The 25276-nt window shown below is 37.5% G+C and carries 20 protein-coding genes; 16 read left to right on the top strand and 4 right to left on the bottom strand.

Going from position 1 to position 25276, the window contains the following annotated elements:
• Nucleotides 1-259 precede the first annotated feature (259 nt).
• A complete protein-coding gene (locus ACIQ38_RS22045) occupies nt 260-817 on the bottom strand; it encodes a GbsR/MarR family transcriptional regulator (protein WP_402828493.1) in 558 nt (185 codons plus the stop codon).
• Nucleotides 818-1033: 216 nt separating this feature from the next.
• On the opposite strand from ACIQ38_RS22045, the gene ACIQ38_RS22040 reads away from it, so the two are divergent.
• Genes ACIQ38_RS22040 through ACIQ38_RS22030 form a run of 3 tightly spaced genes read left to right on the top strand, consistent with a single transcriptional unit; the run spans nt 1034 to nt 4043 of the window.
• On the top strand, nt 1034-2287 hold the full coding sequence (locus ACIQ38_RS22040; protein ID WP_402828491.1) for a quaternary amine ABC transporter ATP-binding protein: 1254 nt from the start codon (nt 1034-1036) through the stop codon (nt 2285-2287).
• A 2-nt stretch (nt 2288-2289) separates the two neighbouring features.
• Nucleotides 2290-3147: an ABC transporter permease gene (locus tag ACIQ38_RS22035; RefSeq protein WP_402828488.1), complete on the top strand. Its 858-nt coding sequence runs from the start codon at nt 2290-2292 to the stop codon at nt 3145-3147.
• Complete coding sequence (locus tag ACIQ38_RS22030; RefSeq protein ID WP_142539099.1) at nt 3144-4043, top strand: glycine betaine ABC transporter substrate-binding protein; 900 nt, start codon at nt 3144-3146, stop codon at nt 4041-4043. The genes ACIQ38_RS22035 and ACIQ38_RS22030 overlap by 4 nt, the downstream gene beginning before the upstream one ends.
• A gap of 804 nt (nt 4044-4847) precedes the next feature.
• Here the strand turns inward: ACIQ38_RS22030 and ACIQ38_RS22025 are convergent.
• Nucleotides 4848-6200 carry a uracil-xanthine permease family protein gene (locus ACIQ38_RS22025; RefSeq protein WP_402828484.1) on the bottom strand — a complete coding sequence of 451 codons (1353 nt, stop codon included), beginning with the start codon at nt 6198-6200 and terminating at the stop codon, nt 4848-4850.
• A 329-nt stretch (nt 6201-6529) separates the two neighbouring features.
• Here ACIQ38_RS22025 and ACIQ38_RS22020 point away from each other — a divergent pair, with 329 nt between their 5' ends.
• The 11 genes from ACIQ38_RS22020 (at nt 6530) to ACIQ38_RS21970 (ending at nt 20724) form a co-directional block, all read left to right on the top strand.
• Nucleotides 6530-7735, top strand: a complete 1206-nt coding sequence (locus ACIQ38_RS22020) for an EAL-associated domain-containing protein (protein WP_402828481.1) — start codon at nt 6530-6532, stop codon at nt 7733-7735.
• A gap of 373 nt (nt 7736-8108) precedes the next feature.
• Nucleotides 8109-8882 carry an ABC transporter ATP-binding protein gene (locus ACIQ38_RS22015; protein ID WP_402828478.1) on the top strand — a complete coding sequence of 258 codons (774 nt, stop codon included), beginning with the start codon at nt 8109-8111 and terminating at the stop codon, nt 8880-8882.
• A 15-nt stretch (nt 8883-8897) separates the two neighbouring features.
• Nucleotides 8898-10793 (top strand): AMP-binding protein, encoded by a 1896-nt coding sequence (locus tag ACIQ38_RS22010; protein ID WP_402828475.1) that lies wholly within the window; start codon nt 8898-8900, stop codon nt 10791-10793.
• Between the two features lie 2 nt (nt 10794-10795).
• Entirely contained in the window at nt 10796-11680 is an 885-nt protein-coding gene (locus ACIQ38_RS22005; protein WP_402828472.1) for a branched-chain amino acid ABC transporter permease, read from the top strand.
• A gap of 4 nt (nt 11681-11684) precedes the next feature.
• The gene (locus tag ACIQ38_RS22000; RefSeq protein WP_402828469.1) at nt 11685-12746 is read left to right on the top strand and encodes a branched-chain amino acid ABC transporter permease; all 1062 of its coding nucleotides are present in this window, start codon (nt 11685-11687) and stop codon (nt 12744-12746) included.
• 32 nt (nt 12747-12778) lie between these two features.
• Nucleotides 12779-14002, top strand: coding sequence for an ABC transporter substrate-binding protein (locus ACIQ38_RS21995; RefSeq protein WP_402828466.1), 1224 nt, complete (start codon nt 12779-12781; stop codon nt 14000-14002).
• A 43-nt stretch (nt 14003-14045) separates the two neighbouring features.
• Nucleotides 14046-14834 (top strand): ABC transporter ATP-binding protein, encoded by a 789-nt coding sequence (locus tag ACIQ38_RS21990; RefSeq protein ID WP_402828463.1) that lies wholly within the window; start codon nt 14046-14048, stop codon nt 14832-14834.
• 183 nt (nt 14835-15017) lie between these two features.
• Nucleotides 15018-15782 carry a LysM peptidoglycan-binding domain-containing protein gene (locus tag ACIQ38_RS21985; protein ID WP_402828460.1) on the top strand — a complete coding sequence of 255 codons (765 nt, stop codon included), beginning with the start codon at nt 15018-15020 and terminating at the stop codon, nt 15780-15782.
• 1047 nt (nt 15783-16829) lie between these two features.
• Complete coding sequence (locus ACIQ38_RS21980; protein WP_402828457.1) at nt 16830-18446, top strand: ATP-binding protein; 1617 nt, start codon at nt 16830-16832, stop codon at nt 18444-18446.
• 2 nt (nt 18447-18448) lie between these two features.
• Nucleotides 18449-19153: a response regulator gene (locus tag ACIQ38_RS21975; RefSeq protein ID WP_402828454.1), complete on the top strand. Its 705-nt coding sequence runs from the start codon at nt 18449-18451 to the stop codon at nt 19151-19153.
• A gap of 248 nt (nt 19154-19401) precedes the next feature.
• Nucleotides 19402-20724 (top strand): CitMHS family transporter, encoded by a 1323-nt coding sequence (locus ACIQ38_RS21970; RefSeq protein ID WP_402828451.1) that lies wholly within the window; start codon nt 19402-19404, stop codon nt 20722-20724.
• A 93-nt stretch (nt 20725-20817) separates the two neighbouring features.
• Here the strand turns inward: ACIQ38_RS21970 and yyaC are convergent, their stop codons facing one another.
• Entirely contained in the window at nt 20818-21390 is a 573-nt protein-coding gene (gene yyaC / locus ACIQ38_RS21965) for a spore protease YyaC (protein ID WP_402828448.1), read from the bottom strand.
• A gap of 191 nt (nt 21391-21581) precedes the next feature.
• On the opposite strand from yyaC, the gene ACIQ38_RS21960 reads away from it, so the two are divergent.
• Nucleotides 21582-22223: an SIMPL domain-containing protein gene (locus ACIQ38_RS21960; protein ID WP_402828445.1), complete on the top strand. Its 642-nt coding sequence runs from the start codon at nt 21582-21584 to the stop codon at nt 22221-22223.
• A 73-nt stretch (nt 22224-22296) separates the two neighbouring features.
• Here ACIQ38_RS21960 and ACIQ38_RS21955 read toward each other — a convergent pair whose 3' ends face one another.
• Nucleotides 22297-23610: a helix-turn-helix domain-containing protein gene (locus ACIQ38_RS21955; RefSeq protein WP_402828442.1), complete on the bottom strand. Its 1314-nt coding sequence runs from the start codon at nt 23608-23610 to the stop codon at nt 22297-22299.
• Between the two features lie 117 nt (nt 23611-23727).
• On the opposite strand from ACIQ38_RS21955, the gene ACIQ38_RS21950 reads away from it, so the two are divergent.
• Nucleotides 23728-25260: an AbgT family transporter gene (locus ACIQ38_RS21950; protein ID WP_402828439.1), complete on the top strand. Its 1533-nt coding sequence runs from the start codon at nt 23728-23730 to the stop codon at nt 25258-25260.
• The last annotated feature ends 16 nt before the right edge of the window (nt 25261-25276 follow it).

Here is a 25276-nt window from a genome sequence, read left to right as displayed (position 1 = left end):
CTTTGCGTTATTCATCTTAATTGAACCGCCGTATACGGAACCGTACGTACGGTGGTGTGAGAGGTCGGGAGTTAATCACTCCCTCCTACTCGATTGGTCCAGTTTCAGCGCCTTGCCCCTCGGGGTCAAATGTGAAAAAGCTGCTCCTGCGCAAAGCTCGTCGCAAACAAAATCGCTTGTGGTGGCTGGGGAGCTGCCTCCTCGCTTTTCCCCATTTGCCTGTCGGGGCAGGCATAGGCGCTTGCACTTTTCTAGTTGGTCAGTCTTTTAAATCGCTTTCTGAGTCGTTCATAATTGGGACGAGATCGAAAATCTTTTGATCTTCAAATACATCTACCAAACGTTCAAGCCACTCATAATAATTTTTAATATACTTTAGTTTTTCGATATCGTTTTGGACTTCTTTTAGCAATTCCTCGCTAGCAGTCGGATCTGCTAATAATTGCTCGAGTTCAGCTAAAGACTTTTTTATTGCAACTAGATGAAGTGTAACGGATCTTCGCCATTTGATCGAAAACAAATCAATAAAACTTTGGTACCAATCATCTGATACTTTGTATAAATCTTTTCGAACTCCTTTTTTCCAGGCGCGTTCGACTAATTTTAAATCAGACAACGCTCTAACGGAAGTACTCATGCTTGTTTTACTCATTCCAAGCTTTTCCGTCATGTCATCTAATGTTAATGGTTCATTTTGAAAAAACATCATTCCATACTGTCTACCTGCAGAAGGTACCAAACCGTAGAGATGTATATTTTGTGCGATTGTCTCGATAATTCGTTCCCGTGCTTTTTCGAGTTTTTCGTGACCTTCCATTTACGTCTTCCCTCCACTAAAATCAGCTTCTCTTCACTAAACCAGCTGACTTTATTAAATGTATAATATCCTTGTTTAAAAAGCAATTTTTTTATTTATAGTTTGTACAGTTTTTACCGTACAAACTATAAATAAAGTTAATACGGTTGTTTTACAAACATATTACATATATAATGATTAGGTGTTCATTTATTATGAGCAGTTAGGAGTGTGTATATGAACGAACAAAGTATCAAGAAAAAAATCGTAGTAAAAGATACTACGAAAGTCTTTGGTAAGAACATGAAGCGAGCAGTACAGCTTCTAAAAGAAGGAAAGTCAAAAGGAGACATTTTAAAAGCAACTGGTGCTACTGTGGGTGTTAAAAATGTAAATTTTGATGTTTATGACGGTGAAATTTTTGTCATTATGGGACTGTCGGGAAGTGGTAAATCGACTTTAGTTCGAATGCTGAATCGGCTAATCGATCCGACGGTAGGACAGATTTTGCTTGATGGTGAAGATATTGTACAGATGAATAAAGAACAGTTACGAGAAGTAAGGCGTAAAAAGATAGGTATGGTTTTTCAAAATTTTGCTCTTTTTCCACATAAGACTATCGTTGAGAATACCGAATATGGTTTGGAAATCCAAGGAGTACCAAAAGATCAACGCCGTTTAAAAGCGGTCGAATCATTAAAACTTGTGGGTCTTGCTGGCTACGAAGATCAATATCCGAACCAACTAAGCGGTGGAATGCAACAACGCGTGGGACTTGCAAGAGCACTAGCCAATGATCCAGACATACTACTAATGGATGAAGCTTTCAGTGCACTAGATCCCCTTATTCGGAAAGATATGCAAAATGAACTCCTGCAGCTTCATAGTGACATGGGGAAAACATTTATATTTATTACCCATGATTTAGATGAAGCCCTTCGCATCGGAGATCGTATCGCACTTATGAAAGATGGAGAAATAGTTCAAATTGGCACGCCTGAAGAAATATTGATGAGTCCTTCCAATGAATATGTGGAGCGCTTTGTTGAAGACGTGGACTTAGCGAAAGTATTAACAGCGGGACATATTATGAAACAGGCTGATACGGTGCAAGTGGACAGAGGACCTCGCGTTGCCCTTCGTTTAATGAAACAACTCGGAATTTCTTCTATCTATGTTGTAGATAAAAGCAATCGTTTGATGGGAGCGGTAACTGCTCAAGATGCGGTAGCAGCTTCAGAATCGGATAAGTCACTAGAAGATGTATTAATCTCTAACCTTCCAATGATTACACCAGATACTGTATTGACAGAGCTTTTTGACGTTGTGTCCACTGCGACCATTCCGGTAGCAGTTATTAGTGAAGATAAAAAGTTATTAGGAATTATTATACGTGGAGCCCTGATTGGAGCTCTATCGGGTGATAACCAGTTTATTAATAATGATGGAATAATTGAACCAGCTGATCAAACGAATACGGAGGTTGTATAAAGATGAATGAATTATTACCAAGACTTCCGTTTGCAGATTGGATAGATAATGGTGTAGATTGGCTCGTCTCTACATTCGGTTCGGTATTGGACGGAATTGCAGAAGTTTTAGGAGGGGTCGTTGAAGGAGCGGTGACCGTTCTAGATATGGTCCCATCGATTTTACTTGCGATTATTTTCGCGTTGATTGCTTATTTTATTTCTACGCGAAAAATTGCTTTCTTTACATTAATCGGACTTTTATTCATTGATTACCTAGGTTACTGGTATCCAATGCTTCAAATGTTGGCACTCGTGTTAACATCAGTATTTTTGGCCGTAGTAATTGGTATTCCGATTGGTATTTGGAGCTCGCAAAAAGCAGGTGTCCGCAAGGTAGTAAATCCACTACTTGACTTGATGCAAACGATGCCTGCATTTGTTTACTTAATACCTGCTATCTTCTTCTTTAATATTGGAGTTGTTCCAGGAGTAGTAGCTTCGGTCATTTTTGCGATGCCACCGACAATTCGGTTAACGATGTTAGGAATTGAGCAAGTTCCTAAAGATTTAATAGAAGCGACAGAAGCATTTGGTTCTACGACTAGTCAACGATTAATGAAAATACAAATTCCACTAGCTAAACCAACGATTATGGCGGGTGTTAACCAAAGCATCATGCTTGCCTTGTCCATGGTGGTTATTGCTTCTATGGTAGGTGCACCAGGGCTAGGGGAAGAAGTATACCGATCTGTGACACAATTAAAAACCGGTGTAGGTGTAGAAACAGGTGTTTCTATTGTTATTGTTGCGATTATTTTAGATCGTATTACACAACAAGCGGGAGCAAGAAAGAAAAAAATAGGGGGAAAATTATCATGAATTTAGCTAAAAAGATTACAGGATTAGGAGCAATCGCTCTACTATCACTAGGGCTTGCAGCATGTGGTTCAGATGAGAATAATAGTTCCACTTCAGAAGCTGGTTCAGTCGGAGAATCGGTCAATTATAAAATAACCGGTATTGATCCAGGTGCAGGAATTATGGAAGCAACTGAACGTGCTATAACTGATTATGAATTAGATAAATGGGATTTAGTATCTGGTTCTGGAGCTGCAATGACCGCTGCTCTGAAAAAAGCGTATGATGCAGAGAAACCTATAATTATTACAGGGTGGACGCCACACTGGAAATTTGCCAAATACGATTTGAAATATCTTGAAGATCCAAAAGGTTCGTATGGTGGAGAAGAAGAAATCCATACAATCGGTCGAACTGGACTACAAGAAGATTTACCAGAAGCTCACCAAATCTTATCAAACTTCAGCTGGTCTGAAGAGGATATGGGTGAAATTATGATTGCCATCCAAGAAGGTGAAAAACCAGAAGTTGCAGCGCAAAACTGGGTAGATGCAAATGCAGATAAAATTGCTGTATGGACAGATGGTGTGGAAAAAGTGAATGGCGATGCAATCAAGCTTGCATATGTTGCATGGGATAGTGAAATTGCCAGCACAAATGTGATGAAAATCGTCTTAGAAGATATGGGCTATAAAGTAACAACAGTACAAGTAGAAGCAGGTCCTATGTGGACTGCAGTTGCTGATGGTAGTGCCGATGCATCTCTTGCTGGATGGTTGCCTTTAACACATGCAACTTATGCAGAGAAGTTTGATGGAAAATTTGAAGATCTTGGTGCTAGTATGACTGGTGTGAAAATCGGTTTAGTTGTCCCATCTTATATGGATATTACATCTATTGAAGATTTACAAGAATAAAAGTGTATATGAAAAGGCTCATCATTCGTAATGGATGATGAGCCTTTTCCCGTGCTTTAGGAAATAATAAAATTCTATACAATAGATAATTTTTACGTGTAACACAAGTATGTTATATCATTTTTGATTGAACGTAGTATAGGGAAAGCGACTTAGTAGGCTCAATAAGGTTTCCACCGGGTGAGTGACGAGCCGCTACGTCGCTAACGCTCTCGCTAGGTCTCCCATCGTCGTGGAAAATTCCAAAGAATGGCTAAGGGCAATCAAAAAGCTATTGAAAACAACTAATTTCAGTACTAAAGCAACTAAAATCAGCATGAGAGCAACTAAATTGCCGATGAAAGCAACTAATTTCTCATAATAGCAAGTTTACTTGGATTGAGACAACGATAATTCCCCTGAACTCTCCTAGCCGGCATTTGCTCGAAGAGTTTGTCTCATTCAACCATTTATTGTTAATTACGGACACTGATAAGTCAGTGTTTTATCATTGGATTTTCGCAGCAGGGAGGCGACTCCAGTAGAGGCCAACAGGATGTTGGTCACGAAGGCGTTGCCACACGATGTGGCGTTCCTAGCCTTTGCTCCTCTGTTGAGTAAAATGAGCCTTCACAACGTACGCGCGTAGGCGCGGCGGTAAAGGCTCATCGCTCACCCTACGGAAAGCGCCCTGCTGCGAAAATCCCTGCGGACACTTCATACAACTCTCTAAGACGCACTATCTCTATTATGTGGGAGATCCCACTAAAACTTATCATTTCCATTTACCGTATTGAGGCAGAGGTGGGCGCATTAGTCTTTATCTTACTTTACACTCGGTAATAATTTATTCAATATAATTGCAACGATGGCAGCAGTTGCAACGGGTGAGTTAAATAAATATTGTAATGTAGTAGGTAAAGCGTATAAGAAATCATCAGGAATGAATGTTAAAGCTAATGTCAAAATCATTGGCACAGCGATGACATACATTTCTTTTTCACCGATATGCTCATTTTTCATCACTTTCATTCCACTAATAGCAATGACGCCGCATATGATGACGAAAACGCCACCGATTACGGCAGATGGAATAGACGAAATTAGCGCGGATAATTTACTTGAAAAACCAAATAATACAAACCAGACACCAGCTACAACAAAAACAATTCGGCTAGCAACACCGGTAATCGAAATGATTCCTGCATTGGTTGAATAACCAGTTACAGGAGTCGTACCCAATAACGAAGCTACTAGACAGCCAATCCCCTCGCCGATAACTCCACGATTAATATTTTGATCGGTTAATGGTTTGTCTATTACATTACTTACTGCAAACCACGTGCCAGTTGTTTCTGCCATTAACACAACGTAAATAATAATCATTGTAATGATCGCAGATGGGTTAAAAGAAAAACTAAAATCGATAAAAGGAATTTGGGGAAGGCTAAACCATTTTGCTTCTGCAACAGCAGATAAATCCAATACTCCCATAAAACTAGCCGCAATACACCCGACCATTAGCGAAATAATAACCGAAGTAATACGGAAAACGCGACCATTATTTTGAAACAAAGAACCTAACATCACACATAGAATAAGCATAGTGCCTGAAATAAGTGCTAAATACACGTTTTGGGTAACAGTAGCACCAACCGCATTATAAATATTATCATTTAAGGCAACAGGCATTAGGGACAGGCCGACTACAAAAATGATGGTACCTCCAACCATTGGAGGGACAAAAGATTTAATCAATTTATGAAAGATGCCAGTAAATCCTAAAATAATAACTAGTATAGCGGCAATTAAGCTAGCACCTAAAACTGTACTCCATCCATTTATTCCACCACCACTAGCAGCGTATATACCTACGATTGCCCCGATTGGAATAAAAGAAGGCCCTTGAGCAACAGGTAGTTTCATACAGAAATAGGTTTGTACAATTGTTGCAATCCCAGCAGCTATAAAGGTAGATTGTATTAAAGCTGTTGATTGCCCAGCTTGTAAAGAAATCAGCATGGCGATAATAAAGGGAACTACATATACGTCCATAGCTAATACATGTTGTAAACCGAGTAAAATAGACTGCCCACGTGAGACTTTTTCGTCGGGTCCAACCGTTAAGTGTTGATGGTTGTTTTTTTCTTCTGTTTGTTTATTTATTGGGACTACCATTTTTGGTGAACACTCCTAAACGTTCGTATTTATTTAATATATTTGATATTATAGAGTAATATAAAACAAATATCTACACAAAAAACGAACTATATTTATGTTAAATATAATAAAGTTTGTGTTTTTTATATGATCGCGAAATGTTTGGAATTAAAGTTTATGATTACAATCATGATTTTAATAGAAGTTTAGTTCAACTATTGATTCGTTTGAAGAAGGGTCATCACTTGTAAATGAAATTACATACAATTCGATTGCATATCGTATTTCATTGGAATACCATGAAAAGAAGGATGAAATCGTTTGAAGTTTTAAGGGGGAATACGAAAATGGATGCAATTGAAGTACTAACGAATTTAGATAAACTAAAAGTGTATTTTCAGCCAATTTTTAGTGCGGATGAGCATATAGTTATTGCATATGAAATCTCTGGCAAACTTAATGTTGACGATAATGAGGTGAATTTGAATTCATTTGCCTATGATGAAGACATTCCTGAAGAGTACCGTGTGGAAGTGACGCAAAAAATTTGGAGTCTTGCTCTTTCTCAATTAGTGAAGGAAGCGAAGGATTATGATATTTATTTACCGTGTAATGCCAATTTACTTGTGCTCGATTATGGAGAAAGTTACTTTGATATCATTAAACAATATATTCCAGAAGATGAGCTAGAACGTATCGTTATCGTCGTATCGGAGCATGACTTTAAAGGAGCATTTAAAGAACTGAATAATGTGCTTCGTTATTACCGGACATACGGGATAAAAATTGCTATAAACCAAGTAGGCTCAGAAAGTCATCTCGATTATATTAATATGCTATCTCCTAACATATTGAAATTAAATATTGCCAAGTTAAGTTATGAGTCTTGGGGCGTGGAAAATGATTTATTCACATCACTTAGTACAATGGCACGTAGAATAGGTGCAAATATGTTATTTGAAGGCATCGATAGTGTCCATCAGCTCCAATTTGCATGGAAAAATGGAGGACGCTATTATCAAGGAAAATATTTAGCCAATGTCCATACAGCAATGATTCCACGCGACCAATTGAAAGAGAGTTTCAAAGAAAAATGTCAGCAGTTCATATCGGCAGAAAAACGGCTTCTTGAAGAAAATTACAAGGAGTTAAAAGCTTTGCAGAATGTATTAGAAAAATCCGTCCACCGTTTAAAGCCTGTGAGTAACGATGCAGAGCAGCTCCTTGCACTTGCTCGTGCGCTCGATGATTATTCCTTTCGTCTTTACATTTGCGATGAAGAAGGTTTTCAAACATCTCCTAATATTATGCGTATTGAAAACGAATGGCATATACAAAAAGAAGCGATCAATAAAAATTGGAGTTGGCGCCCATATTTTTTGAAAACCATTATTACTATGCGTAATGATCAAAGCGGTGTTTTTTCTGATGTGTACAGCGATATTGACACGGGGGAAATGACGCGTACTTTTTCTGTACCGGTGAATGCAAATGGGTATTTATTCATCGATATTTCATATGACTACTTATTTAAACGGAATATTTTCAGATAAAAAATAAATTTAAAACAAAAACAAAATTATTTTCCGTTGCTGAAAGAGAAATGAATGAGGAAGTTCCTGTCGAAAATTAAATAATCTTAGTAACTCCATCTATGATGAATCGCCATAGATGGAGTTTTTTTACGTGGAGATTATTTTATAACCCTATAAAAATTTTTACATGAGAATCATATAGATTATAAAAATGGAAAAATATAATAGATTATATGCCTTATATCACCAGAATTCTAAGAGCATATTATTGTAATTATCGACAAAATACTAGTTCTTAAGAATCATAAACTGGATTGACAAAGCTGTTATGCCTACAGTAATATTCAGAATATATTAAAAATTAGGTATTGAATTTGAAAGGGGAATCCTGGTGGAGCCTATATTAGAGATAGAAGCCGTGTCTTTACAATTTGGGGGAGTAAAAGCATTAGATGACGTCACCTATCATATAGAAAAAGGGGAGATCTTCTCACTTATTGGTCCTAACGGTGCTGGAAAAACAAGTATGCTCAACTGTATTAGCGGTTTATATCAGCCAACTAGCGGTTCCATCCGTTATAAAGGACGGGAAATAGTTAACATGAAGCCTTATCATCGAACAACACTTGGGATTGCAAGGGCTTTTCAAAATATAGCACTGTTTGCTCACATGTCCGTATTAGATAATTTGAAGCTAGGAAGACACACTTTACTGCGCTCAGGTGCCATAAGTGGAGGATTGTATTTCGGTAAAGCGGCCAATGAAGAAATAGAGCATCGCAAAAAAGTGGAAGAAGTTATTGAGTTTCTTGAACTGCAAGATATACGACATACGCCTGTTGGAACTCTTCCTTACGGATTACAGAAGCGAGTGGAAGTAGGTAGAGCGCTAGCACTCGGACCGGAATTAATATTATTGGATGAACCAATGGCGGGGATGAACAATTCAGAAAAAGACTTAATGGCTCGTTTTATATTAGATATGCATGAGGTAATGGATATCACGGTTGTATTAATCGAGCATGATTTAGGTATCGTGATGAATTTATCCGATCATATTGCGGTTTTAGATTTTGGAAAACGAATTGGATTTGGTACTCCGGAAGACATACAGAAAAATCCGGATGTAATTCGAGCTTATATTGGGGAAGAAACCGTTATTTAGAAAGGTGGAATAAGCGTGGGGTCAGAAAAAACATTACCTAATCTTTTAGCGGAACGTGCGTCTAAGAAAGAACATGAAGTTGCATTAAGGCAAAAACATTTGGGAATATGGAATGAAATCACATGGGGCGACTATTTAAAAAAGGTAGAGCGATTATCCCTTTCATTAGCTAAAAAGTTGAATTTTAAAAGCGGAGAAAAACTGGCGATTATAGGCGAAAATCGACCGCAGTGGCTTTATTCGCAAATGGCTACTCAAAGTTTAGGTGGTATTTCGGTTGGAATTTATCAAGAATCGCTTCCAGAACAGCTTATTTACTATTTAAACGATTGCCAGGCACGTCTTGTTGTCGTGGAAGATCAGGAGCAAGTAGATAAATTGCTGGAAATCGAACAGGAGATTCCACTTGTTGAACATATCATTTTTTACAATAAACAAGGAATGCGCCATTATAAACATCCAAAGTTAATAGATTTTGAAGAGCTTTTAGAGAATGGAGCCAGTTTAGCAGAGGATAATCCACGCTTTTTTCAAAATCAATTAGCTCAAGGACTTGGAGACGACCATGCGATGATTGCTTATAGTGCGGCAACAACTGGCAAGGCAAGAGGGGTATTGCTTACACATGAAAACTTACAAGATGCCGCGAAAAATCTTTTGAGAGTTGATCAAATGGAAGAAAAAGATGATTACTTTTCTTTTTTACCACTCTCTTGGATTCATGAGCAAGTGGTCAGCGTTGTTATTCCATTATCAACTGGAATGGTTGTGAATTTTCCAGAAAAGGCGCATACAGTAATTGGTGATTTACGTGAAATAGGACCTCAAACTCTTTTAGCACCGCCTAGAGTTTATCAAAAGATTATGTCTGATTTTACTATCCGAATGGAAGGTGCAAGTTGGTTTAAGAAAAAGGTCTATCAAACTTTTAAGAAATATGGAGACAAAATGGCACATGCCAAGTTAAATAAACAAACTCTTTCATTTGGAGAAAAACTTATGTACCAACTTGGTGATTTCCTTATTTTCAGTGCCATTCGAGATCATGTGGGACTATCTCGGATTAAAAGAGCATATATCGCCGGGGCCGCACTTCAAACTGAAGCTTTTTACTTTTTTCATAGTATTGGAGTAAACGTGAAACAAACATATGGAGGGACAGAGTTAGCGGGTATCGCATTTGTTCAGTTGGATGATGATATTAACGTAGAAAGTTCCGGAGTGCCTCTACCTGGAACAGATGTAAGAATTGGCGAAGATGGGGTTATTTATGTAAGAAATTCCTCTATTTCTACTCAGTATTTACATGAGGAAGATCGCCAGACGATGATTGATGGATGGACTACTTTAGGAGATTGCGGACGCTTAGGAACAGACGGGCATCTCTATATGCTTGATCGGCAAGAGGACATTATTAAGGACCAAAACGAGAAACTCATTTATCCGAGAATAGTAGAGAATAAATTAAAAACTAGTCCCTATATACAAGAGGCAGTCTGTTTCGGTAAGGATATGCCGTATATTACCGCTATCTTGAATATCGACTTAAACAGTGTAGGTCGCTGGGCAGATAAAAATCGAATTGTTTATACGGAGTATTCCGATTTAGCAAGAGATCCCCAGGTTATTGAGTTCATCGAACAACAAGTGGCAGGGTTAATGGATCAACTACCATCATACGCTCGTGTAAAAAAGTTTTCTATTTTACACAAACAGTTTACTGCGGATGATGGAGAATTAACACGCACATTAAAAGTAAGAAGAAAATTCATCGAGGATAAGTACCAAATGCTTATTAGTGGGATGTATTCCGAAACTGAAAAAGTAACGATGACTAATTTTGAAAAAGAATCTATTGGGGAGATCAGTTTACAAGTTATTCAGTTGAACATGAAACAGGGGGTGGCATAAACATGACTTTTTTTCTACAAATGCTCGTAACAGGAGTGGTTGTCGGCAGTATTTACGGCCTTGTAGCATTAGGATTTGTTCTAATTTATAGGGCTAGTGGGGCATTAAACCTAGCAAACGGAGAATTCGTTATTATTGGACCTTATATTTGTTTAATCTTAATGACTGCCTACAAAATTCCATTCATTTATGCATTACTAATCACACTTGTCTTCAGTGCCGTGCTAGGACTTGTTGTGGAAAGATTGGTTATTAGGCCTATCCAAAATGCACCAGTCGTATCCGTCATTATGGCCACCATAGGTTTGTCCAGTTTGCTCGGTGGAGCAGTGCATATGATTTGGGGGCATCAGACACGTACATTTCCAGCCGTTTTTCCACAGACCCCTATTAATATTGCAGGAGTAGTCATTACTCCTGTTTATCTTTGGTCATTTATAGTGGTTGTTGTGTTGCTTATTATTTTCTCTCTCTTCTTCAAGTTTTCTAAAATGGGAATTGCGATGAGAGCAGTTGCAGATGATCGTCAAGCCGCATTATCCATGGGAATGAGTGTGAAATATGTATATGCCGCAACTTGGATGATTGCTGCAGTAGTCGCTGCAGTGGGAGGAGTGCTCCTAGGTAATATAAATGGTTTAAGCCCTACTATGTCAGCTATCGGTTTAACGGTTTTACCTGTCGTAATTCTAGGAGGTCTTGATAGTGTTTTAGGAGCAATTATTGGAGGATTCATCATAGGTATTGTTCAAAACTTAGCTGGAGGTTATCTGGACCCTCTTGTAGGAGGGGGGCTGAAAGATGTAGTTCCTTTTATCATTGTCCTCCTTATATTGATGTTAAAACCACATGGCTTATTTGGTAGTCGAAGAATCGAGAGGGTGTGATAGATTGCGAAACTTATTTGTTAGGGAAAGCGGGAATTATAAAACTTCCTATAGAGACGATATGAGGTTGTTTGGGACAACTGGGGCAAAAGTCAAAGCCCTTCTCATTGTACTGATCGTTCTTGCATTACCTCTTTTTGTATCCAATTACTGGATAGGATTGTTAACATTATGTGCTATTGCATCTGTAGGAGCAATCGGACTTAATATTTTAACTGGCTTAACAGGTCAAATATCGATAGGAGTAGGAGCCTTTCTAGGGGTGGGAGGGTATACTTCTGCGATATTGACATCGACTTATGGTTTAAGTTTTTGGATTGCATTGCCAATAGCTGGGATCGTTACGGCATTAATAGGTGGTCTGTTTGGGATTCCCTCCTTGCGTTTGAAAGGCTTGTACTTAGCAATCGCAACGTTAGCTGCTCAAGTCATTATTCTATTTGTTATTAGCAGGTGGGATAGTTTAACAGGTGGAACTGCAGGAATGGTACTCAACCGACCTAAAATTGGAGAAATATCTTTATCAAGTAATACAGGTTATTACTATTTATGTGCCATTATTCTTCTTTTAACTGTTTTATATGCAACAAATTTGATAAGAACACGAACTGGTCGGGCTTTTTTAGCTGTACGTGACCGTGATATTGCTGCGCAAATTATGGGGATTAATCTATTCCAATATAAAGTGATGGCGTTTGCCATAAGTTCTTTTTTTGTTGGAATTGCAGGCGCTTTATTAGCACATTATACGATGATCGTTAGCCCGGAACTTTATAGTTTTCATGTGTCGATAGAATATTTGGCCATGATCTTAATCGGAGGATTAGGTAGTGTGTTTGGTTCTATTCTAGGGGCTGTCTTTATTACCCTTTTACCAGTCAGTTTAAGTTCGATCATTGACGTTTTAACTGCTTTTGCACCGAATTTATATCAACTGCTTTCTGCTTTTAAAGATTTTGTGTTTGGGGCAGTTATTATTATATTTTTAATATTTGAACCAGGGGGGCTAGCTCATATTTGGCTCAATATGAAGAAGTACTTTAAACTATGGCCGTTTTCCTATTAAAAAAATCGTTTCATAAACCGAGGGGGATATTTGTGAAGATTAGAAAAAGTATGTGGACAAGCTTGTTAATGGGAATCATGTTCGTATTATTGCTTGGTGCGTGTTCAGATGAAAAAGTAGCCGTAAGTGGAGATGTGAAAAAAGGGGAGAGGACGGTTGTAATTGGTGGACTTTATGATATCACAGGGGGAACTGGTGATGTAGGAACACCTTATGCAGAAGGGGAGCAAGCGTATTTTAAGTATTTAAAAAGTAAAGGCGGAGTAGAGGGACTAAACATTGAATTGACTGGAAAAGACTATGCGTATGAAATTCCTCAAGCGCAAAAAATTTATCAAGAACTTCGTGATAAGGAGAAGGTATCTGCTGTACTAGGTTGGGGGACTGGTGATACGGAAGCTTTGCGTCAACAAGTAGCTAGCGATAAACTTCCATACTTTTCTGCTTCTTATTCAGAAAACTTAAAAAGTCTAGAGGAAAGTCCATATAATTTCTTAGCGGCTGCATCTTACTCGGATCAAGGACGTTCCGTTTTGAAATGGATTAAAGATAATCATAAAGGATCTGATCCGACGGTAGCGTTATTATACAATGATACAGCATTTGGACGCTCACCTATTGAAGATATTAAAGCATATGGTGAGGAGATAGGCGTGAAAATTGTGGATGAGCAAATCGTAGACGTACAAGCTACTGAAGCACAATCTCAATTGTTAAATATGCAAAAGAAAAATCCTGACTATGCCATTATTCAAGAAACATGGGGAGCAACAGCGACTATTTTAAGAGATGCTAATACGCTTGGTATTAAGACTCAGTTTATCGGGTTGAACTGGGCATCTGGTGAAGGAGTAATTGATATAGTTGGTAATGACGTTGCAGAAGGTTATATAGGAATTCTTTCGCATGCGATGCCATCGGAAGATCTTCCAGGTATGGCTGATATAAAAGAGTATTTGGATGGAGAAGGAAAGACGTTAGATGACATAAATCAGAAATTCATTCAAGGATGGACTACTGCTAAAATTTTAGTAGCAGGAATTCAAGAAGCTGCTAAAAATCATCCAGATGGTGATCTAACTGGGACAGAAATCCGTTCTGGTTTGGAATCATTAAAGGATTTAGATCTAGGTGGTTTAGGAGCTCCTGTTAGCTTTAGCGCAGATAGCCACACTGGTACTGAAAAAACACGTCTTGGTATTGTAAAAGATGGTAAATGGGAGCCATTGACTGACTATTTCAGCCACAACGATTAAGGAATGGATATAAATAAATGATTTTGCTAGAGAGGAGAATACAATGCTCCATGTAAATAATATTGAAGCGGTCTATTCGAAAATCATTTTAGCCTTGAAAGGGATGTCACTCCATGTACCAGAAGGAAAGATTGTAGCACTTTTAGGTAGCAATGGAGCAGGAAAATCAACGACGTTGAAATCCATTTCTGGACTACTTACTGGTGACGGCGGGCACATTACAGATGGTTCCATCGAGTTTCAAGGGAAAAATTTAAACAATATGACACCTGATGTAATTGTGAAGAATGGTATATTCCTTTGCATGGAGGGCAGGCATGTATTTAGAGATTTAACCGTCGAAGAAAACTTAATGGCGGGGGCATATTGTCGTAAGGATCGTGCCAATATTAAAGAAGATATGGATAAGATATTCGTCTATTTTCCAAAACTAAAAGCTTTGCGGTCAAGAAAAGCCGGTTTCTTGTCAGGGGGAGAACAGCAAATGCTTGCAATAGGAAGGGGGATTATGGCAAAACCAAAGCTGCTATTATTGGATGAGCCATCTTTGGGAATTGCTCCGCTACTTGTAAAAGAGATTTTCCAAATCATTAAGCAAATTAACCAAGATGAGGGGACTTCCATGCTAGTAGTGGAGCAAAATGCCAATGTTGCGCTATCTATTGCTGACTATGGATATATTATGGAAAATGGTAGAGTCGTCATGCAAGGGAATGCAGACTTTCTATTGTCAAACGAAGAAGTTCGTGAACATTATTTAGGGATTGGAAAAGAAGAAAAGAACTACAAAGAGAATAAAGTATATAGACGCCGGCAACGGGTAGTGTGGTAATATCTTACATTCTGTAATACATGTAGTTACTCAATCAATGTTCGTGATTACAAATATTACAATTATATCAAGCAGATGAATTTTGTCATTTAATTGAAACCTCCTTCTCATAATTCTGCAATGGTACTGACATCTTAGAATGTTAAACTAAGTGGCGTTAGTGAAAAGGAGGAAATTCATTTTATGAAAAAACACATGGTTGCGCTAACGGTAATTACAGCATTATCAGTAGGAGCGGCGGGACAAGCATCCGCATCAAGCGTTCATACGGTAAAAACAGGAGACACACTTTGGTCTATTTCCCAAGAGAATAATGTAACAGTACAAGACTTGCAAACATGGAATGGGCTTGAATCAACTATTATCTACCCATCTCAAGAGTTAAAAATAGAAGATGTGTCGGAAACACATGTCGTTGTTTTGGGGGATACGCTTTTTGATATTGCCAAACTACATAATATTTCTGTGGATGAGTTGATGGAGCGTAATCAACTTACTAGTGATTTAATACAACCTGGAGATGAATTAATAATTGAAGGAACTAAAAAGGTTGAACGTAAAGTAAGTGCGGCTGCTTTACCAGTCGCAAATGTATCGAATGCGCCAGCTAAAACTTCGGCACCAGCTACTAAACCATCAGCTCCTGTAGCATCAACAGCGAAAGAATTGACTGTCACTTCAACTGCATATACAGCAAGTTGTGAAGGATGCTCAGGTATAACAGCGACTGGTATTGACTTAATTGCAAATCCACAACAAAAAGTTATCTCTGTAGATCCATCCGTAATTCCACTAGGTTCCAAAGTTTGGGTAGAAGGATACGGTGAAGCAATTGCCGGAGATACCGGTGGGTCGATTAAAGGAAATAAAATAGACATATTCATTCCATCAAAAGCGGAAGCAATTAATTGGGGAAAGAAAACTGTTAAAGTAAAAATTTTAGATTAAGAGATTATGTTAAAAGATGGGGGCCTTGCACTCATCTTTTTTGCGTTTGTGGGGATAATTAAAAATAAGGTATGTGGATATCTTTTCTTAAGAGAAAGACGGGTCGCTTTTTAGAGAAAATGTGTCGTAGCGACCGCTGTGATTTTCGCTGCAGGACGGACGCTTTCCGTGGGGTGAGTGATGAGCCTTCACCGCCGCGCCTACGCGCGTACGTTGTGAAGTCTCATCTTACTCACTTGATCCCTTCGGAGTCGCCGCCCTGCAGCGAAAATCAATGGTAAAAACTTACTTATCGTGGTCTCGTATTAACAATAAATGGTTGAAAGAGCCCATTTCCACAGTGTGCGTGACAATCACAACTCCCAACGTTACAATGCACACCCCAAAAGAGAAAACATGGCAGCTGAACCACGACAACCCCAGTCTATCCGATACTAGCTTGCGTGCTCAGATGGCTTTATTACGTATTGTTCCAATAATATATAGAAATTATAGTCGCCTCACCCTAAGTAAAGAGCTGATTTAAGAATTTAGTTGCTTTCATCGCTATTTGATTGCTTTCAGACTGGAATTGGTTGCTTTCCATGAATGGTTGGTTGCTCTAAGCCATTTACTGGATAAAATAGGCCCATAAAATGTAGGAAGATTTGTTATTAGCAAGCAAATATTGAATAAGCAAGTGATTTTCCTTGATTTTCGCTGCAAGCGTCGACTCCAGCCGGATAAGTGAGCAAAATGGGACATCCCAACGTACGCCTAAGCGGCGGGGATGGCTCATCGCTTACCCGGCGGAAAGCGTACGATTGCAGCGAAAATCCTAGCGGCCACTTAATAAGGCTTTACGGCGCACTTTCCCTATAATGAACAATATATCCTCAAGAGGCTGCTCTAGTAAACAAGCTACACGCATTGCCCCCTCCCACTTTCCTTGTGAGAACAATATTCTCGCTTCTCCATTCATTGAAGAAACGAGAGACAAACTATATAATAACTGGATAGGCTTTAACGGTAAGTATACGAATGATTGCGAAGGCGTGAAGTGAGATTATGGATGTTTCAATAAAAAAATCACGAATGACGTTATTGACCCAAATGACGTTACTAATAATAGTTGTTGTATTAATAAGCACATTGCTTGTAAGCATCCTTTTTTCTACGATGCTCGATGATATTGTGGAAAATAATATGGGAAAACAAGCGATGACTGTCGCAAAGTTAACTGCACAGAATCCTACTATTATTGAAGCATTTGAAGACGAAGATCCATCCAAGCGCATTCAACTAATCTCCGAAACAATACGTAAAACAACTGGAGCAGACTACGTCACAGTTGCGAATGATCAAGGTATACGTTATTCCCACCCCAATCCCGAGAATATTGGAAAGCCAACACTTACAAGTAATGAGGCACCGCTTCGTGAGCACAAATCACTCATTTACCGTGGCAATGGAATATCAGGACCGGCCATAAAAGCAAAAACGCCAATTTGGAACGATAACGGAGAAGTGATCGGTGTCTCCTCTGTTGGGTTTTTAGTAAATAGCATAGAACAACAAGTACTCAATTATAGAAAACATGTGATTCAACTAGCTATTATTCCGCTTCTAATAGGAATAAGTGGTGCAATATTAATAGCGAGAAGGTTAAAAAAACTGACGTATGGCCTAGAACCAGCGGAAATTTCATTTCTTTTTACAGAAAAAGAAGCAACTCTCGAATCCATTCGTGATGCAACGATTACCGTGAACATCGAAAAGAAAATTACATCGATGAATCGTCGAGCACGTGAATTGTTCCATGACGAGCAACTTATTGTAGGTTCGATTATTGCGGACAACCAACTAGAAAAGTATATTAACGAAGCCATTGCAACGAAAGGAAGCTATACGAGTAGGAAGTTATTGCTGAACGAACAACTTTATGTGCTAGATGCATCTCCAATATTAATTGAAGAAGAGATTTTAGGGGTTGTTTTAACGATACGAACTGTGTCGGAAATTGAACAATTGACCGAAGAATTCTCGAAAATAAAAACCTTTTCGGAAAATATGAGAGCCCAAAATCATGAGTTTTTGAACAAATTAAATACCATTTATGGATTACTTGTTTTGAAAGAATATGATCGTGCCATTAACATTGTCTCCTCTGAAGTGAGTGAACGACAAAATATTGTTTCTTTCCTTATGGAGTCAGTTAAAGATCCATTAATTGCGGCTTGTTTACTTGGTAAAATGAATCGTTCAAAGGAATTACAAGTCACTTTGGAAATTGATCCAGATAGCCGATTAGATAGCATTTTAGACAATGTAAAATCGAATCATTTTGTCCCGATAATCGGCAATATTATTGATAACGCAATGGAAGCAGCAAGGAAAAAAAATGAACATAAAGGTGTAGTCAAAGTCTCCTTTACCGATTTAGGTAAAGAAATTATTTTCGATATAGAAGATAGTGGACCCGGTGTACCTATAATGATGGAAGATATTATTTTCGAAGATGGATATACGACTAAAAGCGGAGAAAACCATGGGATTGGCTTGGCCATTGTAAAAAATTCCATTGGGTTATTGAATGGTCAGATTTATATGGATAAAAGTGAATTAGGAGGAGCTAGATTTACTATTATTATTCCACAAAATAGTAGGGATAAAAAGGATGTGTGAAGATGTCGAAAGAGATGATAAGTGTCGTTATTGTAGAAGACGATGAAGATGCCGTAAATATTTATAAACAGTTTACCAATCAACTCGAATATTATAATGTTATTGCAACAGCTAGTTCTGGGAGTCAAACATTACAATTATTAAAAGTTATTCAACCCCAGTTAATACTGCTCGATGTATATTTGCCGGATATGAATGGAATTGAGCTACTTCGGGAAATCCGGAAAGAATATCGTGGCATCGACGTTATTATGATTACCGCTGCAAATGATACCAATACTGTTAGCGAGGCGATACGAGGCGGAGCGTTTGGTTATCTCATAAAACCTATCATTATCGATAAGTTTATCGCCACATTAAAGCAGTATGATGTAGTAAGAGAACAGCTGCATCTAAACCCATTAGTTAATCAGGAAAATATAGATGATTTATTCCGTTCGAACAATAAAGTTAAGTCAGTAACTGGAATTAAACAAGTTACTTACCCAAAAGGGATCGATAAGCACACATTGAAATTAGTTCGAAGTAAAATTTTGCTTATGAATAATAGTTTAAGTGCAGATGAATTTAGTCAACTAGTTGGAATCAGTTATTCAACAATGCGCCGCTATTTGGAGTATCTAGTCTCATTAGATGAAATGGAAGTAGAAGTAGTGTATGGCAGTGTTGGAAGACCAGAAAGAAAATATAAAAGACTAATCCAATAAACCCCTGTTAATGAATCGTTTTAAGCGTTTCTTAACAGGGGTTTTTCATATAAAAGCTGTGAAAAATATGAAAACAATAATAACAATAAAAAAAATACCCATTATTATTTTATTGTATTTTAAATATTTTAAAGCTGATAAGATTATAAAAATTAAGAAAAGGTGAAGAAAGCGCTATCATTTAGTTCGGACGATGGGGATATGAAATGACAGCGAGCACGTTTTCAAAGTAATGGGGGGTAAAGTATATGTTATCACTATTAGGTTTTTCAATGGTCGCAGTATTTATGTATTTAATCATGTCTAAGCGACTTTCAGCTTTAGTAGCTATTATGATTGTACCGATTATCTTTGGTATTATCGGTGGATTCCTAACAGATTTAGGACCAATGATGGCAGCAGGTGTAGAAAAAGTGGCCATGACGGCTATTATGATTTTATTTGCTATTTTATATTTTGGAATCATGATTGATACGGGCTTATTTGATCCTTTAATCGCTAAAATATTGCAGTTAGTAAAAGGAGATCCTTTAAAAATAGTTATAGGAACTGCTGTACTTTCTATGATGGTAGCATTAGACGGAGATGGGACAACTACTTACATCATCACCGTATCTTCCTTGTTGCCTCTGTATAAACGACTTGGTATGAATCGTTTAGTGTTAGCGACAGTAGCGATGTTATCCATGGGAGTTATGAATATGACGCCATGGGGTGGAGCATCCGCGATGGCGATGGCGTCATTAGGACTAGATTCTTCTGAATTATTCATCCCAATGATCCCAGTAATGGGAATTGGACTTGTTTGGGTCGTTGTAGCAGCTTTTATGTTAGGAAAAATGGAACGAAAAAGAGTTGGCGTTATTGAACTTGAGCCAATTCAAAAATCGGAGGCCAATCAGTTTGGTACGAATCCTGAGCTAGCGGCAACAGCTGAAGTTCCAGATTATAAACGACCAAAACTTGTTTGGTTCAACTTAGGATTAACAATTTTACTGATGGTTTGCCTAATCTTGGACTTTATGTCATTAGCTATTTTGTTTATGATTGCATTCGGAATTGCATTATTAGTAAACTATCCAGAATTGAAATTGCAACAAGAGCGTATTGCGGTGCATTCTAAAAATGCGTTAGCGGTTGTATCTATTGTTATTGCAGCAGGTATTTTCACTGGTATTATGAGTGGTACTGAAATGATCGATGCTATGGCAAATACGTTAGTTGCGATTATTCCTGATGCACTAGGACCGTATTTGACGGTGATTGTTGCATTCTTGAGTGCTCCATTTACTTTCTTCATGTCGAATAATGCATTTTACTTTGGCGTGTTACCAATCATTTCACAAGCAGCTGAAGCTTATGGAGTGAGTGCAGTAGAAATAGGACGTGCATCACTACTTGGTCAACCAATTCACGTACTGAGTCCTTTAGTTGCAGCAGCACATTTATTAATCGGCTTAGTTGAAACGGAATTCGGTGATTTACAAAGATTTGCATTGAAATGGGCTTTTGGAACGGTTGTTGTGATGACAGTAGCGGCATTGGTAATAGGTGTTATTACAATAGGATAATAAAAAGTGAAACTTCAATCAGTGGGAGTCTCACTGCCCGATAATGCGGGATAAAAAATGACGATGAATCGAAAAGGTTCGTCGTCATTTTTTTTAGGTGGATTTTAATAAAATGGTAGATGTCGTTTTTGCGAGTTTCATTACTGTATCTAGTCTTGTACTATTTAATGAGTTTACTGGATAATCAGGATCTAAATAATTTACAATTCCTTTTAGATGATAGTTACCTACTGCTGGCAATAGGTTATGGATAGCATCTCCTGGCGTGAGTGGGCCATCTTTTAAAATAATGGACCCAATTTGGTGACCATCCCCTAAACAGGCATCTACACTGAAAATAATAGGATTGTGGAATTGATGATGAATTTTTTCGAGTATGACTTTCAAGTTTAATGCATGAACAGGTTCCGCGATTGTTCCAAAAATAGGGAAAGGGAAATGTTGTTCTTTTAACATCGTTCCAACAAAAGGACCATAAGAATCCCCAGTCGAGCGATCTGATCCAATACATAAAAAGACGATATCATTACTAGATGCCTTACATAATGTTCTTAGAAGTAGAGACATCTCATACATATCTTCTTCCGTCGATGATTCTGCTGAATAACGGAAATACAATGTATTATTTTGTATGTTGATTCTTTTTCTATTTTTAAAAGGAAACAACCCGTCACGCTCCTCTCATCTGAAAGTTCGTTTAAGCATGTTCTACCAGTGTAATTGTACATATTAGTTGTAGTATAAGTCTGAATTGTTAGAATTTCAAGTGTCGTTTCCTTGCTTCGTGGGAGGGGTATTATGTTTTTAATATAAGGCGCATAGAGTATGAGTAGGAACAATATGAAAGGAGCAATTTGATGTATTTTTCGAATGTACCACATCCTCCAATGAGAGTCATAACAGTGACAGGGAATGGAAGAGTTGATGCACAGCCGAACTATGTACAACTCCAGCTAGAAGTGAGTACTGAGGGAGAGGACTTAAGTAGGGCACAACAAGAAAATGCGAACAAAATGAACCAAGTCATTCAATCTATTTTAGCATTAGGCATTCCTAGAGAAGATATTCAAACCTCTGCTTATAACATAACTCCAAATTATGATTTTGTAGACGGAAGACAGGTCTTTCGGGGATATGAAGTGAGGAATGCGATTACTGTAAAAGTAACAGACACAGCTCAAGTTGGCACCGTTATTGATACAGCTGTACAAAACGGTGCTAATCGTGTTTCATCTGTACAGTTTAAAATCGATGATATATCTCCATATTACCAACAAGCATTACGCCTAGCTCTCCAAGATGCACAAACAAAAGCGAAAACAATAGCCGAAACGATGCAGTTGCCTTTACATCCACATCCGATAGAGATTGTGGAAGAGAGCCATAGTCAACCTGTGGCATTTAAATCGGTTGCCATGGCGGACCAAAGTTTTTCAACTCCAATTGAAGAAGGGCAAATCACGATTAACGCGACTGTAAGAGTTAAGTTTCAATACTGATTAGTAAACAAAATAGTATAACAAATAGAAATCTAGCAGAAGTTAATCCTGCTAGATTTCTATTTGTCTAATTTTATTGCTTGTCAAAGTGGATTTCATAAACTTTTTTTGGACGTCCTCGTAGTTTTTTCTGCAGCTGAGTAGATACAGTGGCCGCGCCGTGCTCCTCTAATTTCTTTAATATTCGGTTTGCCGCTCGTGTTGTTATACCTAAATGGATGCTTAAATCTTCTGATGCTAAAGTATTAGATTGTAGTTTATCCATTACGGCGATAATTTTTTGAATTTGTAAAGGAGAAGTGTTCAGTTTTACACTTAATTTCTCAATTTCCAAATCATATTGGGTATCTACTTTTATCCAGTCTTTGTCACCTAATGGTCCGATTAATGTCTCTTCTTTGGATAAAATATAGGCCTGTGTTTCTAAGGCTGCACACATTTGTGCGGCTTTTTCTGCATTCAGTTGGGCTTCCTGAATGGAGTGCCCAACCCCCCATCCTATATGCACAGGGAATTGTAACTCCTGTGTTAGAAAGGATGCCAATTGACAGTTTTTCATTTCATTTGTGATCAATTTGAAGTCACTATAATTTGTAATGATTTCATAATAGAAAGCATTTCGATGAATGATAAAAGACATTTGATTGTTTTTACTAAAGTCGAGAATAGCCTTATGCAATGACATTTGTCGATACTCTAAATCCGCTACGTTATCTCGATTAATAGCCATCTCTAAATGAGCAATAACGACTTGATTTTCAATCAATTGAATGAGCTGTATTTCTTTTAATAATGACTCTATTATATTAATCATACTTTGTTCAGAAGGAACAACTAATACAGGCTTAATACCATACGGCTCTAACATTTCTTGCAAATTACCTAGTCGTGTCATACTCACATCTACTTTGTTTTGTTTCCACATCTCTACGTGAAAATCACGCATTTTATTATATACATCCATATCTGCGTATGCTTGCATGCTAAGATCAAATATATACGGGGCATCATCTTTTTCAACCCAGTCATATATGCCTAAGTAATTGTTTTCTTCATATAAAAAATCGACTAAGCATCTATTCATTTGAAAGTCTTTATGCTTATAAATATATTCAGATAAAGTTCTATAAAAATCTTCTTGGGTAACGTCAAAATGTAGCATCGGAATATGTATATCCGAAAAATGTTGCTGAATATAAAAGTAGGGAATCTGTCCACTGAACAATATACCATCGACTTGGTGAATATTTTCTATAAATATTTCTTTTAAATGTGCTAGTGAATCATAAATAGTAAATTCAAAATTACATGGTTCAATGCTTAATAACTCTACTTTCTTAATCCATTTTAATGAATTCTTTGTAGAGAAAATACGTATCCTTGGCATTTTTTAACTTTTCTCCTTTTTCTAAAAAAATATTGATATTTTATTTGTGTTAGTTTACTCTGTTATTTAAAGACATTGCACAAAGGGGTCTTTTAATCAAAAAAGGGGTGGTTTTTATTGCAACAGGTATTTACTAAAGTTGAAAAGAAAGATGAAAATAAATTTTCAAAATTCTTGTCTATCATTGAAAAAGTAGGAAACAAGCTACCTCATCCGTTTATCTTGTTTTTCTATCTTACAGTTGTTCTCGTTATTCTATCATGGATATTAAGTTTATTTAAAGCGGCCGTTATTCATCCTAATACACAGGAAATAGTAGCGGTTAAAAGCATTTTATCAAGTGAAGGTATACAGTTTATATTATCTGATACGCTTAAGAACTTCACAGGTTTTGCTCCTTTAGGTTTAGTACTAACTATTATGCTAGGTATTGGTTTAGCTGAAAAAGTCGGATTATTAGAAATGCTCATGAAAAGGGCCATTTTAAGTACACCAAAAAAGATTATCACGTTTGCAGTATTCTTCATTGGGATTTTAGGAAATGTTGCATCTGATGCCGCTTTCGTAGTCATACCACCTTTAGCAGCGCTAGTTTTCTTATCTGTTGGTCGTCACCCAATAGCTGGTTTAGCTGTCGGTTTAGCAAGTACAGGGATCGGATTCTCAGCAAATGTATTGATTGCAGGTACAGATGCACTTTTGTCAGGTATTTCTACTGAAATTTCGCAAGGGATTAATCCAGATGTTATGGTCACGCCACTGGATAACTGGTTTTTCATGAGTGTTTCCACATTTGTTCTAGCTGCACTAGGTACTTTGATCACTGAGAAATATGTCGAACCACGTTTAGGAGTTTACAAAGGTGAACAACAAACGATTTCCAAAGATATCAGTGTGGAAGAAAGAAAAGGATTGCGTAATGCATTAATATCTGCAATCGCTTTCATTGCAGTCATTGCTGTAGGCATGCTAGTTCCTAATTCTCCGCTTTTGAATGAGGATGGTACTATATTACGTTCCCCATTTTTATCTGGTATTGTGCCAGTTCTGTTTTTGTTCTTTTTAGTTGTTGGTATTGCTTATGGTGTTGGTGCGAAAAAAATTCAATCTTCAGCTGATATTCCGAAACTGATGACTGAAGCGATCGGAAGCTTATCTGGTTATATTGTATTAATCTTTATGATTGCTCAATTTGTTGCTTATTTTAACTGGAGTAATATTGCTATTTGGTTTGCTGTTCATAGTGCAGATTTATTGACTACTCTCAATATGACAAATGTATTTGTTATTGTGTTGTTTGTTTTATTAACAGCATTTTTAAGCTTATTCATCATTAGTGGTTCCGCATTATGGTCATTAGTTGGTCCGGTGTTTATCCCACTATTTATGGTTCTTGGCTATCATCCAGCATTTATTCAATTGGCGTATCGTATTGGTGAGTCATCTACTAACATGGTAACTCCTTTAAATCCTTACTTTGCAATTATTCTATCATTCATGCATGTGTATGATAAAAAAGCAGGTATAGGTACGCTTATGTCACTTATGATTCCATATACTATAGCGTTTCTAATTGTCTGGATTATTTTGATGTTAATTTTTGCATTGTTTGGAATTCCGATTGGACCAGGTGTTTCATTGCATCTGTAATATACTCAATCTAAGG

The sequence above is a fragment of the Psychrobacillus sp. NPDC096389 genome (assembly GCF_044762855.1).
Classification (GTDB): Bacteria; Bacillota; Bacilli; order Bacillales_A; family Planococcaceae; genus Psychrobacillus.
Note: the sequence above shows the minus strand (reverse complement) of the source record. Positions and strands in the feature narration are given on the sequence as shown.